The following is a 13,332-nucleotide window of genomic DNA, read 5'->3' as shown; positions in this document are numbered from 1 at the left end:
CGGCCCGGGGGCAGATGTTGCACGGCCGGGAGGTCCGTGAGACCGACGAGCACCGGTCACCGCTGGTGTCCGACGATCACGACGCGAACGCCGCCTCGTGCGCCCGCGCCCAGTCGGCGAAGCTCCGGGGCTCCCGACCGAGCACCGTCCGGACCGCCGGCAGCGGCGCAGCGCCCTCGTCCTGGCGCAGCGTGCGCGCGACGATCGCGTCGACCACCTCCGGCGCCGTCCCGCCCGCGCGCATGCCCCGGGCGGCGTCCTCGACGGACAGCTCCCGGGCGCGCAGCGGGCGACCCAGCACCTCGCCCAGGACGCGGAGCTCGTCGAGCGGGGTGAGCGACGCCGGACCGGTGAGCCGCGGCGCCGCCCCGACGAGGTCGCCCGCGAGCGCCCGCACCGCCACGGCGGCGACGTCGGCCGGGTCGATCCCCGCGGCGGCACGACGGGCGAACCCGACGGGCACCGTGCCGACGTCCACGAAGCGGCGCCAGGCGAGCGCGTTGGAGAAGAACCGCCCGGGGCGCAGGAGCGTCCACGGGACGCCGCTGTCGACGACGAGGGACTCGCATGCGGCGTTCCACCGGCCGATCGCGTCGTCGCCGTCGGAGCCGCTGTACACGCTCAGGAGCACGAGCTGCTGCACGCCCGCGGTGACGGCCGCCCGGACGAGCGCCGCCAGGACCGCCGGCCAACCGCCGGGGACGATCGGCTCCGCCGTCATGAGGAAGGCCGCCCGGGCACCGGTGAACGCCCCGGGGCCACCGACGTCCGCCACGTCGACCGGCGGCCCGTCCCACCGCCCGGGACGACGGGTCAACGCCCGGACCGGCTCCCCGGCCGCAGCGAGCTGCGCGACCACCTCACCGCCCACGTGACCGGTGGCCCCGACGACGGCGACCGTCACGCCGCGACCGCCGGCTCGGCCGTCCGGCGTCGACTCACCGGCAGGATGGCCGAGAACCACAGCAGCCAGATCAGCCCACCGAACCGCACGACCGGCAGCAGGTACTGCAGCGGCGGGACCACGAGCCCGAGGACGGCGACGACGCCGACGGCCGCGAGCACGAGCCCGGCCCAGGCGAGGCCCCGCGGCACGAGGCCTCCCAGCAGCGTGGGCACCGAGCAACCCGCCAGGAGCAGGCCGAACAGCACGGCGAACGCCGGCCCGCCCAGGGCGAAGGCGAGTGCTTCCATCCCCACGACCGCCGCGTCACCGCCCGGGACGGCCGTCGCGACCGCCGCCCACTGCGCGGCACCGGAGACGACGAGCACCGCCGCGACGAGGAGCCCGCCCGCGAGGCCGAGCGTCGGGCCGGCGACCCGCAGGCCCAGCCGCTGCAGCCGGTGGTGCACCGCGCCGACCCACACCGCGAACGGAGCTGCCGACGCGATCAGCACCAGCGCGGAGAGCTGACCGGCGACCGGGTGGTCCCGCAGCAGCGCGAGGGTGGTCGAGGGATCCGCTCCGGGCCGCGTGCCGGGGTGCAGCACCCCCGCGGCGACCGTGAGGACGGCCCAGGCGAGGGCGGGAGCGAGCAGGGGCGGACCGCCGCGGCGGGCGTGGGGCAAGGACATGGCGGGCCTTCCGGACGAGTAATCGTTACAAGTTGTCATCGTCTCCGTCCAGTACGGTTTGTCAAGGCTATCGTTCCCGACGTGGACCGACCCTCCGGCGCCGCCTTCCTCCTCACCCAGCTCGGCACGCACGCGGCCCGGCGCTTCGGCGAGCGGGTGGCCGCCGTCGACCTGACCCCGCCCCAGGCCGGACTCCTCCGCGCGGTCGCCCGCGAGCCGGGGCGCAGCCAGCAGGCGCTCGCCGCGCAGCTCGGCACCCCGGCGACACGCCTGGTCGCCCTGGTCGACGCCCTGGAGGGGCGCGGGGTGCTCGAACGGCGCCGCAACCCCGACGACCGCCGGCTGTACGCGGTCCACCTCACGGCCGCCGGCGAGGACCTGGTGCGCGACCTCGGTCGCCTCGCCGCCGAGCACGAGGACGCCCTCCTCGCGAGCCTCGACGCCGACGAGCGCCGCACCCTCGCCGACCTGCTCGGCCGCGTCGCGGCCGCGGAGGGCCTCACCGCCGGGGTGCACCCGGGCTACCGCGACCTGCCGTCGTGACCCGCACCCTCGTCGTCGGGCACGACGCCGTCGCCGGGCTCGGCTGCCTCGACCTCGGCGAGGTCGAGTGGTTCACCGCCCTCCCGGACGTCGACGTCGTCTTCCCCGACCCGACGCCCTACGACCGCGTCGTCGTGCTCGGCGCGCCGTGGCCCCGGTCCGCCATGGGCTGGCTCGACCGCGAGCGCCGCTTCCTGACGACGGCCCACGACGCCGGTGCCCACGTGCTCGGCGTCTGCTTCGGTGCCCAGCTGGTCGCCGAGGCGCTCGGAGGGACCGTGCGCCGACTGCAGCAACCGCGCGTCGGCTGGTTCCCGGTCGTCCCGCACGACGACCGCATTGCCCCTGGCCCCTGGTTCTCGTGGCACGCCGACCAGCTCCACCCGCCGTCGGGAAGCGAGATCCTCGCGACCGACGACGCGGGCGTCGCCGCCTTCCGCCACGGCCGCTGGGGCGGCGTGCAGTTCCACCCCGAGATGACCCCGGCCCTGCTCGAGCGCTGGTTCGCCGTCCCGGCGACCCGCGCGGACGACGGGCTGCGGACCGCCACCGCGCGGCACGCCCCCGCGGCCGTGGCAGCCGCGCCGCGCCTGCTCGACGCGCTCCTGGACTGAGGATCAGGGGCGTGCCGCGTCGGCGGGGTCACAGACGTGCACCTGGAAGGTCGGGTCCACCGACCGCTGCGCCCGGCAGTGCTGCGCGACCCACACCAGCCGTGGATCGCTGCTCGGGAAGGACAGCACGACGTGGAAGCGGCCCGCGGCCACGTCCTCGCGCACCTGGGCGAGGGTGGGGGTCGGGCCGGTGCCGGTGAAGCCGCCGATCGGGAGCACCTCGTCGCCGGTGGGGTAGGCGAACACCGAGGCCACCGCGGACGACTGCACGGCCATGAGGTCCGGCGCCCCCGCCCGGGACCGCTCCAGCCCGGGCAGCGTGCCCGCGGCCAGCCGGGGCGCCGCCACCAGGAGGACCCGCACGGCGCGGACCTCGCGGACGGGCTCGTAGGGCGTGTCGAAGGCGCCGCCGCCGAGGGCCAGCAACCACCCGGTGGCCGCCACGGGGAGGACCAGGACGGCGACCAGCGCGGTGACGAGGGCGCCCCGGCGCGCGGTCATCACGAGGCCGACCGCCACCGCACCGAGGACGGCTGCGACGACCACCGGCGTCACCAGCGGGTGTTCGGAGCGCAGGACCAGGCTCGCCCCGTAGGCGATGGTCACGACGACAGCCGCCGCAGCACCGACGCGCGCGCCCCGCCGCTCCCGCTCCGCGACCAGGTGCGCGAACGCCGTGCCGAGCAGGCCGGCGATCGCGGGGGCCAGGGTGGCGACGTAGTAGACGTTGACCACCGCGCCCGCGCTGAAGGCGACGCCGTAGACCAGCAGCCAGAGCCCGAACAGCAGGTAGGCGGCCCGCCGGGGGTCGGTGCGGGGTGCGCGTCGCGTCGCCCACAGGCCGACCGCCAGCGCCAGCAGCGCCGCGGGCGCCAGCCACCCGGTCGCCCGCCCGAGGTCGCCGACGAACAGCCGCAGCGCCGAGGGGCCCTCGCCGCCGGTGCCCGGGGCCGTGAGCGCGAGGCCCTGCCCCACGAGCTCCTGGAGCGGGTTCTGCGCGCCCAGCCGGCCCAGCCCGTTGTAGACGAACACCTGGGCGAGCTCCGAGTCGTCGGTGCTGCCGTCCACCCACGGTCGCCCGGTGGCCGGCACGAGCGACACGGCGCCGATCCAGGCGAGGGAGACGACCGCGGTCACGGCCCCACCGACCGCGGTCGCCGTCACCCGGCGGCCCACGGGCACCGGGGCCGCCACCAAGAAGGCGACCGCCAGGGCGGGCAGCACGAGCCAGGCCGCGAGCATCTTCGCCTGGAACGCGAGCCCGACGGCGAGGCCGGCCGCCGCGAGCCAGCCCACGGAGCGCTCGGTGCGCAGCGCCCGCGCCACCGCCCACGCGGCGGTCACCAGGAGCAGGATCATCAGGGGGTCGGCCACGTTGCCGCGCGCGACCCCGACCGCGGCCGGGCTCACCGCGAGCACGAGCGCCGCGACCACCCCGGCGGCGGGCGACCGAGTCAGTGACCGCACGGCCACGGCGAGGACGACGACCGCGAGGACCATCTCGACGACCTGCGGGAGCACCATCGCCGACGGTGAGGGCCCGGCCACGGCGACGACGAGGGCCTGCACCCAGAAGGCACCCGGCAGCTTGTCCATCGTGAGCGTGGCGGCCGGGTCGAAGGCGCCGAACCAGAACGCGTGGGCGTCGCCGGCCATCGACCGCACGGCCGCCTCGTAGTACGGCTCGAGCGGGTCACGCGCGATCCCCCACGCCCCCGTTAGCCCGGTGAGCACCGCCGCCACGACGATGGCGCCCCACCAGGTCCGCGTCCCGCGCTCGTCCATCGTTCACTCCCCTCCGGGCCGCCGCGCCAGGTCGTCGAGCAGGCGGGCGGCGATGCCGAGCAGGTCCCGCTCGGCGTCGGTCAGGTCCGCGAGGCCCGCCGCGAGCCAGGCGTCCCGGGGCGCGGCGTCCTCGCGGAGCAGCGTCCACCCGCTCGCCGAGATGATCAACACATATTTACGACCGTCGTGCGGATTCGGAGTCCGCTCCAGGACGCCGGCCTCGACGAGGGCCGAGAGTGGCCGGGTCAGCGCCTGCGGCGTGGTGTGCGCGCGCCGGGCCAGTGCGGCGGCGTTCTGCGGGCCGTGATCCATGATCTGCGCGAGAAGCCCTCGCTGGACGTCCGTGATCGGCCCGCGCGGGCGCTCGTCCCGGAGCCGCCGCGCGAGACGTTGCACCGCTCGACGCAGGTCGGCCGCCTCATCGGTCATAAGCGATAGCGTACGACCTGCGATCGACGTCGACTCCTTAGACGACGAACGGGCCGCCCGTCACCGGGAGAGGTGACGAACGGCCCGTCCGTGGTGGAGCGTCGGGATCAGCCGTGCGCCTTGTGGTAGGCCTCGCTGACCTCGGAGGGGATGCGACCGCGTTCCGACACGTTGTAGTTGGTGTTCTTGCGCGCCCACTCCCGGATGGCCTGGTTCTGCTCACGGTCCACCGAGGCCCGGCCACCACCCTTGCGCGCCGGGGCGGCAGGGGCCGCAGCGGCCTTGGCACCGCCGGAACGACGCCGGCCCGACGTCTTGCGGGCGTGTGCCACGTAGTCGGCGAGCTCGTCACGGAGCTTCGACGCATTCGCGTCGGACAGGTCGATCTCGTAGGTCGTCCCGTCGATACCGAACTCGACGGTCTCGTCGGCCTCGGTCTCGTCGAGATCGTCGACGAGGGTCACGACCACTTTCTGCGCCACGCGTTGAATTCCTTCCACGACCCCCTGAGCGGCCGGTCGCGCGTCGCCGCGCGCCGTGAACCGGAATGGTTCGCGGCGCAGCGTAATTGCGCGCCCGTCGTCGTGTCGAGGCGGGTTCCCGTGATCGGTGACGCACCACGGAATGGTGTGACGCGCGTGAACACCTCAGTCGGGAACGGCCGAGGAGTCGGGAACGACGACCGCGAACATGTCGGAGAGCGCGGCGAGGCTCGCGGACTGCAGCGCGGACGCCTCCACCACCCCGTTGGGGCCGGGCAGCGCACGGGTGGCCGTGGCCCCGGCGACGACGGTCGGGGCGAACCCGAGGTTGAACGCGCTCCGTGCGGTCGAGTTCACGCACATGTGCGTCATGAAGCCCGCGAGAACGAGATTCGTGACGCCGGCGCCGCGCAGGTACTCCTCGAGGTCGGTGTTCACGAACGAACTCGGGAAGTTCTTCACCACGCGGTGCTCGCCGGGCCGCGGGGCGACCGCGTCGACGATCGCGCCGATCTCGGCATTCGTGTCGTACGGCGTCCCGGCTCCGGCCTCGTGCTGGACGTGCACGACGGTCGACCCGGCGGCCCGGGCGCGCTCGAGCAGGCGGGCCGCCTCCTCGATGGCGGGCTCCACGTTCTCGAGCGCCATCACGCCCCGGGTGTAGGTGTTCTGCAGGTCGATCATCACGAGCGCGGAGCCGGTCAGGGGTGCCGGGTCGCCTGGCATCCCGGTCAGCTCGCGCAGTGTGGTGCTCGGTTCGGTCACGCTGTCCTCCGTCGGTGCAGGGGTCGGGACACACGAAGGGCACCCCGGCCGACGGACCAGGGTGCCCTGCGTGCGATGCGGTGCGGAAGGCTCACGCCCCCTCGAGCGCCCGCCATTCGTCGTCGGTGAACAGCCGCGAGCGGATGATGAACCGGACGCCCTCGGGCGCCTCGACGCTGAACCCGCTGCCGCGGCCCTTGACGACGTCGACGGTGAGGTGGGTGTGCTTCCAGTACTCGAACTGCGACGCCGACATGTGGAACCCGATCGGCTTCTCCAGACCCTCCACCTCGAGGTCCCCGAGGTGGACGTCCTGCCCGCCGAGCTTGAAATCACCGTCCGGATAACACATCGGGGCGCTGCCGTCGCAGCACCCGCCGGACTGGTGGAACATCAGCGGGCCGTGCAGCTCGGTGAGTGTGACGAGGAGTTCGGAGGCCTGTGGGGACAGCGCGACGCGCGCGGTCGTCCCGGAACCGGGCACCTCCGGCACCTCCTCGGTGACGTCGGTGCTGGTACTGATCTCGGTCATCGCAGGCCTCCCTCCGGCGTCGTCGGCGCGGGCCCGATCAGAAGAAACCCATCGCGTTCTGCGAGTAGCTGACCAGCAGGTTCTTGGTCTGCTGGTAGTGGTCGAGCATCATCTTGTGGTTCTCGCGGCCGATGCCCGACTGCTTGTAGCCACCGAACGCGGCGTGCGCCGGGTACTGGTGGTAGTTGTTCACCCAGACCCGGCCGGCCTGGATCTCGCGCCCGGCCCGGTAGGCGGTGTTGGTGTCGCGGGACCACACGCCGGCGCCGAGCCCGTAGAGCGTGTCGTTCGCGATCTTCATGGCGTCGGCGTAGTCGGTGAACTTCGCGACCGACAGCACCGGCCCGAAGATCTCCTCCTGGAAGATCCGCATCGAGTTGTCGCCCTCGAAGATGGTCGGCTGGATGTAGTAGCCCCCCGAGAGGTCGCCGCCGAGGTCGCTCTTCTCGCCACCGGTGAGGACCTTCGCCCCCTCCTGACGACCGATGTCGATGTAGGACAGGATCTTCTCGAACTGGTCGTTCGAGGCCTGCGCGCCGATCATCGTGTCGGTGTCGAGCGGGTTGCCCTGCTTGACCTGCTCGGTGCGCTTGACGGCCTGGGCCAGGAACTCGTCGTAGTGGCCGCCCTGGATCAGCGCCCGCGACGGGCAGGTGCAGACCTCGCCCTGGTTGAGCGCGAACATCGCGAAGCCCTCGAGGCACTTGTCGTAGAAGGCGTCGTGCTGCGCCGACACGTCGTCGAAGAAGACGTTCGGGCTCTTGCCGCCGAGCTCGAGCGTGACCGGGATCAGGTTCTCCGAGGCGTACTGGGAGATGAGCCGACCGGTGGTGGTCTCCCCGGTGAAGGCGATCTTGCGGATGCGCGGGGAGGACGCGAGCGGCTTGCCCGCCTCGACGCCGAAACCGTTGACGATGTTGAGCACGCCGGCGGGGATGAGGTCGCCGATGACGTCCATCAGGACGTGGATCGACGCCGGGGTCTGCTCGGCCGGCTTCAGGACGACGGCGTTGCCGGCGGCGAGGGCCGGGGCCAGCTTCCAGATCGCCATGAGGATCGGGAAGTTCCACGGGATGATCTGGCCGACCACGCCCAGCGGCTCGTGGAAGTGGTACGCGACGGTGTCCTCGTCGATCTGCGAGAGCGAACCCTCCTGCGCCCGGATCGCCCCGGCGAAGTAGCGCAGGTGGTCGACCGCCAGCGGGATGTCGGCCGCGAGGGTCTCGCGGCAGGCCTTCCCGTTCTCCCAGCTCTCCGCGATCGCGATCTGCTCGAGGTTGGCCTCGATGCGGTCGGCCATCTTGTTGAGGAGGTTCGCGCGCTCGCCGACCGAGGTCCTCCCCCAGGCCGGGGCGGCGGCGTGGGCGGCGTCGAGCGCCTTCTCCACGTCCTCGGCGGTGCCGCGGGCGACCTCGCAGAAGTTCTCCCCGGTCACCGGGGTCGGGTTCTCGAAGTACTGCCCCTTGACCGGGGCGACGTACTCGCCGCCGATCCAGTGGTCGTAGCGGGGCTTGAAGCTGACGACCGAGCCCTCGGTCCCGGGGGCTGCGTAGACGGCCATCGTTGGTCCTCCCAGAGGTGGTCGGCTCGCCGTGCTGGCACGGTGGAGCGGTGACGCACGACGCGTCCGCTCCTGTGACCGAGAACGCTATGGCGCCGAGGGTTGCACCGACGTTGCACGCAGATGCAAGCAGGCCGGACGATCCGATCCGCAGATGAGGAACCGCGGGGGGGTTGCCTCGACGATCGACCGCCCGCACGATGGACGTTCGGCCCGACGAGGTCCACGGGGTGGTGGATGACGACGAACCCGGACGCCTGGGGGGATCCGGTCGAGCGCGCGGCCCTCCTCGCCCGCGTGCGCGACGCCGTTCTGGGCGGAGGCCGGGCGGAGGTCGACCCCCGGACGGTCGTCTCCGACTCCTGGCGGCGGTCCCTGGCGGCCCACGTCGACCCCGACCACGGCGCCCCGGCCCGCGTGTTCGACGACGGCGAGCTCGCCCGGATCCGCGAGCACCACCCGCTCTCCCCCGTGCTCCCGCTGCTGCGGACCACGCTGCTCGAGATCGCCGACGAGGCGATGCACGTCATGATCGTCACCGACGCGCAGGGCCACATCCTGTGGCGTGAAGGTGCCGCCGGAGTGCTGCACCTGGCCGACGACCTCGAGCTCGCCGAGGGATTCCGCTGGAGCGAGGACTCGGCCGGCACCAACGCGATGGGCACCTCGCTCGCCTCCGACGCCGCGGTGCAGATCCACTCGTCGGAGCACCTCGTCGCGCAGTACCACCGGTTCACGTGCGCGGCCGCCCCGATCCACGACCCCGACACCGGCGAGGCGGTCGGCGCGGTCGACCTCACCGGCCCGGTCCGGACGTTCCATCCGAGCACGCTGGCGCTGGTCACGGCGGCCGCCCGGCTCGCCGAGAACCACCTCGCCACCCGCCAGGCCATCCGCGACGAACGCCTGCGCACGCGCAACCTGCCGCACCTGTCCGGCCTCGACGCCCCGGGAGCGCTGCTCAGCCCGGCCGGGCGGGTCCTGGCCGCCACCCCTCACGGCTGGATCGACGACCGGGTCACGCTGCCCGGCGCGGGCGACCGGGTGTCGCTCGGCGAGCACGGCGAGGGCGTCGTCGAGCCGCTCGCCGAGGGCTGGCTGCTCCGGCTGGAGCGACCGGCCGGGGTCCGGGTCCGCCCGACGCTCGCGCTGCCCTTCCTGGGCGTCCCCCGCCCGGTCGCCCGGCTCGACGGCCGCCCGCTGCGGCTCGGGGCCCGCCACGCCGAGCTCCTGGCCCTCCTCGCGATGCATCCGGAGGGGCTCTCGGCCGACGCGCTGGCCGTCGAGCTCTACGGCGAGCGCGGCAACCCGGTGACCGTCCGCGCGGAGATGCACCGGCTGCGCCACCTGCTCGAATCGCTCCCGAACGGCGCCGGCGTGGTCAAACCGCAGCCCTACCGGATCGAGGCCCGGGTCGACGCCGACTTCCTGACGCTGCGCGACGCGCTCCGATCCGGCGCCGTGCCCGACACCGCCCTGGTCGGGCGCGGGGAGCTGCTGCCGACCTCCGACGCGCCCGGCGTCCGCGCCCTGCGCGACGAGCTCGACGTCGGGGTCCGGCGCGCCGTGCTCCGCGGCGGGGACACCGCCGCGCTCTGGGCGCTCTCCCGCACGTCCGCCGGGCGCGACGACCTCGAGCTCGTCGAGCGGCTGCGCCACCTGCTCCCGGTGAGCGATCCCCGGCACGCGGGCCTTCCGGACGACGGGTCGGGGTCGGTCAGCTCCGCACGGCCGGCGACACCGCCCGGCTGATCGCGAGCGACAGACCGGCCGCCACGACGCACAGGGCACCCGCACCCCACCAGGCGCCGTCGTAGCTGCCGGTGGTGTCGCGGATGATGCCCGCCCCGACCGCCGCGATCGCCGAGCCGACCTGGTGCGACGCGAACACCCACCCGAACACGATCGGCCCGCGGTCCCCGAACCGTTCCCGGCACAGCGCGACGGTCGGCGGCACGGTCGCCACCCAGTCCAGCCCGTAGAAGACGACGAACGCCCACATCGGCGGCACCGTGGTCGGCGCCAGGAGCAGCGGCAGCACGAGCAGCGAGGCGCCCCGCAGCACGTAGTAGACGGCGAGCAGCCGACGCGGGTCCCACCGGTCGGTGAGCCAGCCGGACAGGATCGTGCCCAGGACGTCGAACACACCGACCAGCGCGAGCAGCCCCGCCGCCGTCGTCGCGGGCATCCCGTGGTCGTGCGCGGCGGGGACGAAGTGGGTCCCCAGGAGCCCCACCGTCGTCGCGCCGCAGATCGCGAACCCGCCCGCGAGCAGCCAGAACGTCCGGGTGCGGGCCGCCTCGCCGAGCACCGAGACCGCACGCCGGGCGGCCCCACCCGCGCCACCCGTCGTCGGGAAGGCCGCGGCGACGGAGCCGGGGTCGGCGCCGTGGGCGACGGTGCCGACGTCGACCGGGGAGTCGCGCAGGAAGAGCACCACCACCGGCACGACGATGAGCGCTCCCGCGGCCACGAGCAGCGACGCCGCCCGCCAGCCGACGCTCTCCGACAGCGACGCCATGAGCGGCAGGAAGACGAGGCCGCCCGCGGCCTGGGCCGCCGTCAGGACCCCGCTGACCAGGCCGCGGCGCCGGACGAACCAACGGCCGGTCACGGTCGCGACGAAGGCGAGCGCCATCGAGCCGGTGCCGACCCCGACGAGCACGCCCCAGAGCAGCATCAGCTGCCACACCTGGGTCATGAGGACGGTGAGCCCGCTGCCCGCCGCCACCAGCAGCAGCGCGCCGCCGACCACGCGGCGCATCCCGAACCGCTCCATGAGCGCGGCCGCGAACGGCGAGATGACGCCGTAGAGCACGAGGTTGATCGAGACCGCGGTGGAGATCGTGGCCGTCGACCAGCCGAACTCCTCGTGCAGCGGCGCGATCAGCACGCCCGGGGCGGACCGGAAGCCGGCGGCCCCCATGAGCGCGACGAACGCCGTCACCGCGACGGCCCAGGGCCACCAGGAGGAGCGGGTGCGGGGGGTCGTGGCGGGGGCCTCGGCGGTCACGAGCGGGAACGATGCCGGGCCCGTGCGTCGAACACCAGTGGCAGGAACGCCATCAGATGCCAAAATCCGGCCATGCCCCACGTCGTCGTCGTGCTCGCCCTCCCGCCGGTGGTCGGCTTCGACCTCGCAATCCCCCCGCAGGTGTTCGGCACTGCCGAGCGGGACGGGGAGCCGCTCTACGACGTGCGGGTCTGCGGCCTGGAGGCGGGTCCGGTGCCGACGACCGCGGGCTACGCCCTGCACGTGGAGCACGGCCCGGAGGCGCTCGCGGCCGCCGACACCGTCCTCGTGCCCGGCACCCACTTCCCGCCCGCCCGGCGCGACGGGGTCCTGCCCGCCGCGGTCCGCGAGGTGCTCGCACTGGTGCCCTCCGGGGCCCGCTGGATGTCGATCTGCACCGGCGCGTTCGTCCTCGGCGCGGCCGGTCGGCTCGCCGGCCGCCGGGCCACCACCCACTGGGCCCGTGCCGCGGAGTTCCGGCGCCTGTACCCGGACGTCGACCTCGACGAGGACGTGCTGTTCGTCGACGAGGGCGACCTCGCCACCTCCGCCGGGCTGGCCGCGGGTCTCGACCTGTGCCTGCACGTGGTCCGCCGCGACCACGGGGCGGCCGTGGCGACCGAGGTCGCCCGGCACCTCGTGGTGTCGCCCTGGCGCGACGGCGGGCAGGCCCAGTTCATCGAGCGACCCCTCCCCGTCGACGACGGCGGGTCCACCGCGGCGACCCGGCTCTGGGCCCGCGAGCGCCTGGCGGAGCCGCTCGACGTGGCGACGCTCGCGGGGCATGCCCGGATGAGCACGCGGACGTTCGCGCGCCGGTTCCGGGCAGAGACCGGCACCTCCCCGCACGCCTGGGTGCTGGCGCAACGGGTCGCCCACGCCCGGCACCTGCTGGAGTCGACCGACCTGCCCGTCGACCGGGTCGCCACCGAGGCAGGCCTGGGCACCACGTCGTCGCTGCGGGCCCACCTGGCCGCCGACGTCGGGCTCTCCCCCGTCGCGTACCGCCGCACCTACCGGGCGTCGCCGCGCGCGAGGGCCTGAGGTCGCCCCGCTCCCGGTCCTCGTCGCGGCCTCCCGACGCTGGGCGCCCCCTTGTCGTGCGGAACCACAACGACAAGGCAGCCGGGTCGGCGCCGCACCCCGCGACAAAAGCGGCCGGACGGTGGCCTCACCGACGGGCGCGCCGCTCCTCGCGGGCCCGCGCCGCCTCCTGCACCCGCCCGTACACGAGGCGCAGACCCTGGAGGGTGAGGTCGGGGACGTGGTGCGTGACGGTCGAGCACTCCGGTGCCACGACGGGCGCGAGCCCACCGCAGGCGACGACCGCGACCGGCCCGCGGCCCGCCGCGTCCTTCGCGGCGACCTCCTCGCCGATCCGGCGGACGAGCCCGTCGACCATCGCGGCGGCCCCGAGCACGAGACCGGCCTGCATGCCCTCGACGGTCGAGCGCCCGAGCACGGTGCGTGGCGCTACGAGCTCCACCGGGCGCAGCCCGGCGGCCCGCACCGCGAGGGCGTCGGCCGACACGGCGACCCCTGCCGCGAGCGCACCGCCCAGGAACTCGCCGTCGGCGGAGACCGCGTCGATGACGGTCGAGGTCCCGAACGTGACCACCACGCAGGGCCCGCCGACGCGCTGGTGCGCGGCCAGCGCCTGCACCACCCGGTCGGCGCCGACCTCCTTCGGGTTGTCGACGAGCAGCGGCACCCCCGTGCGGACCCCGGGCTCGACAAGGACCCGGGCGACGCCCGCGAAGTGCCGGTCGAGCATCCCGCGCAGTTCCCGGAGCAGCGCCGGCACCGTCGACAGCGCCGCGACGCCGTCGACCTCCGCGACCAGCGGGCCGAGCATGCCGCGGACGGTCAGGGCGAGCTCGTCGGCGGTGGCCCGCCGCTCGGTACGGATCCGGGCGTCCCAGCGGGAGGTGACCTCGGGCCCGTCGTCGGGAAGCGTCGACGACGGGTAGAGCGCGAGGGCCGTCTGCGTGTTGCCGACATCGATGCAGAGCAGCACGCGCCCCTCCCCCGTC

At 74.5% G+C, this 13,332-nt stretch carries 14 protein-coding genes; 4 read left to right on the top strand and 10 right to left on the bottom strand.

Features of this window, described 5'->3' with window-relative positions:
* Positions 1–76: 76 nt before the first annotated feature.
* Together A3CO_RS0115715 and A3CO_RS0115710 are read right to left on the bottom strand one after the other, a co-directional pair.
* A complete protein-coding gene (locus tag A3CO_RS0115715; RefSeq protein WP_018333207.1) occupies positions 77–904 on the bottom strand; it encodes an NAD(P)H-binding protein in 828 nt (275 codons plus the stop codon).
* Positions 901–1,575 carry a hypothetical protein gene (locus tag A3CO_RS0115710; RefSeq protein ID WP_018333206.1) on the bottom strand — a complete coding sequence of 225 codons (675 nt, stop codon included), beginning with the start codon at positions 1,573–1,575 and terminating at the stop codon, positions 901–903. The genes A3CO_RS0115715 and A3CO_RS0115710 overlap by 4 nt, the downstream gene beginning before the upstream one ends.
* A gap of 81 nt (positions 1,576–1,656) precedes the next feature.
* Between A3CO_RS0115710 and A3CO_RS0115705 the strand changes: the two genes are divergently transcribed.
* Together A3CO_RS0115705 and A3CO_RS35930 are read left to right on the top strand one after the other, a co-directional pair.
* Positions 1,657–2,118 carry a MarR family winged helix-turn-helix transcriptional regulator gene (locus tag A3CO_RS0115705; protein WP_018333205.1) on the top strand — a complete coding sequence of 154 codons (462 nt, stop codon included), beginning with the start codon at positions 1,657–1,659 and terminating at the stop codon, positions 2,116–2,118.
* Positions 2,115–2,732: a type 1 glutamine amidotransferase gene (locus A3CO_RS35930; RefSeq protein WP_018333204.1), complete on the top strand. Its 618-nt coding sequence runs from the start codon at positions 2,115–2,117 to the stop codon at positions 2,730–2,732. The genes A3CO_RS0115705 and A3CO_RS35930 overlap by 4 nt, the downstream gene beginning before the upstream one ends.
* A 3-nt stretch (positions 2,733–2,735) precedes the next feature.
* On the opposite strand, the gene A3CO_RS0115695 is transcribed toward A3CO_RS35930, so the two are convergent.
* The 6 genes from A3CO_RS0115695 to exaC all read right to left on the bottom strand — a co-directional run bounded on the left by A3CO_RS0115695 (position 2,736) and on the right by exaC (position 8,286).
* Positions 2,736–4,517 (bottom strand): ArnT family glycosyltransferase, encoded by a 1,782-nt coding sequence (locus A3CO_RS0115695; RefSeq protein WP_018333203.1) that lies wholly within the window; start codon positions 4,515–4,517, stop codon positions 2,736–2,738.
* A 3-nt stretch (positions 4,518–4,520) separates the two neighbouring features.
* Positions 4,521–4,946, bottom strand: coding sequence for a MarR family winged helix-turn-helix transcriptional regulator (locus A3CO_RS0115690; RefSeq protein ID WP_018333202.1), 426 nt, complete (start codon positions 4,944–4,946; stop codon positions 4,521–4,523).
* A 107-nt stretch (positions 4,947–5,053) separates the two neighbouring features.
* Positions 5,054–5,428, bottom strand: a complete 375-nt coding sequence (locus A3CO_RS0115685; RefSeq protein WP_026204655.1) for a histone-like nucleoid-structuring protein Lsr2 — start codon at positions 5,426–5,428, stop codon at positions 5,054–5,056.
* A 165-nt stretch (positions 5,429–5,593) separates the two neighbouring features.
* Positions 5,594–6,193: a cysteine hydrolase family protein gene (locus tag A3CO_RS0115680; RefSeq protein WP_018333201.1), complete on the bottom strand. Its 600-nt coding sequence runs from the start codon at positions 6,191–6,193 to the stop codon at positions 5,594–5,596.
* A gap of 91 nt (positions 6,194–6,284) precedes the next feature.
* Positions 6,285–6,725, bottom strand: a complete 441-nt coding sequence (locus A3CO_RS0115675; protein ID WP_018333200.1) for a DUF779 domain-containing protein — start codon at positions 6,723–6,725, stop codon at positions 6,285–6,287.
* 37 nt (positions 6,726–6,762) lie between these two features.
* A complete protein-coding gene (exaC, locus tag A3CO_RS0115670; protein ID WP_018333199.1) occupies positions 6,763–8,286 on the bottom strand; it encodes an acetaldehyde dehydrogenase ExaC in 1,524 nt (507 codons plus the stop codon).
* A 237-nt stretch (positions 8,287–8,523) separates the two neighbouring features.
* Between exaC and A3CO_RS0115665 the strand changes: the two genes are divergently transcribed.
* Positions 8,524–10,038 carry a helix-turn-helix domain-containing protein gene (locus tag A3CO_RS0115665; RefSeq protein ID WP_018333198.1) on the top strand — a complete coding sequence of 505 codons (1,515 nt, stop codon included), beginning with the start codon at positions 8,524–8,526 and terminating at the stop codon, positions 10,036–10,038.
* Here the strand turns inward: A3CO_RS0115665 and A3CO_RS37575 are convergent.
* Positions 10,004–11,299, bottom strand: a complete 1,296-nt coding sequence (locus tag A3CO_RS37575; RefSeq protein WP_018333197.1) for an MFS transporter — start codon at positions 11,297–11,299, stop codon at positions 10,004–10,006. The genes A3CO_RS0115665 and A3CO_RS37575 overlap by 35 nt on opposite strands.
* Before the next feature lie 72 nt (positions 11,300–11,371).
* Between A3CO_RS37575 and A3CO_RS37570 the strand changes: the two genes are divergently transcribed.
* Positions 11,372–12,343, top strand: coding sequence for a GlxA family transcriptional regulator (locus A3CO_RS37570; protein WP_018333196.1), 972 nt, complete (start codon positions 11,372–11,374; stop codon positions 12,341–12,343).
* Between the two features lie 127 nt (positions 12,344–12,470).
* Here A3CO_RS37570 and A3CO_RS0115650 read toward each other — a convergent pair whose 3' ends face one another.
* A complete protein-coding gene (locus A3CO_RS0115650) occupies positions 12,471–13,316 on the bottom strand; it encodes a type III pantothenate kinase (protein WP_018333195.1) in 846 nt (281 codons plus the stop codon).
* Positions 13,317–13,332: the final 16 nt, after the last annotated feature.

The sequence above is a fragment of the Actinomycetospora chiangmaiensis DSM 45062 genome, from assembly GCF_000379625.1.
In the GTDB taxonomy this organism is placed as follows: domain Bacteria; phylum Actinomycetota; class Actinomycetes; order Mycobacteriales; family Pseudonocardiaceae; genus Actinomycetospora; species Actinomycetospora chiangmaiensis.
This window is presented reverse-complemented; position numbering and strand designations above follow the sequence as displayed.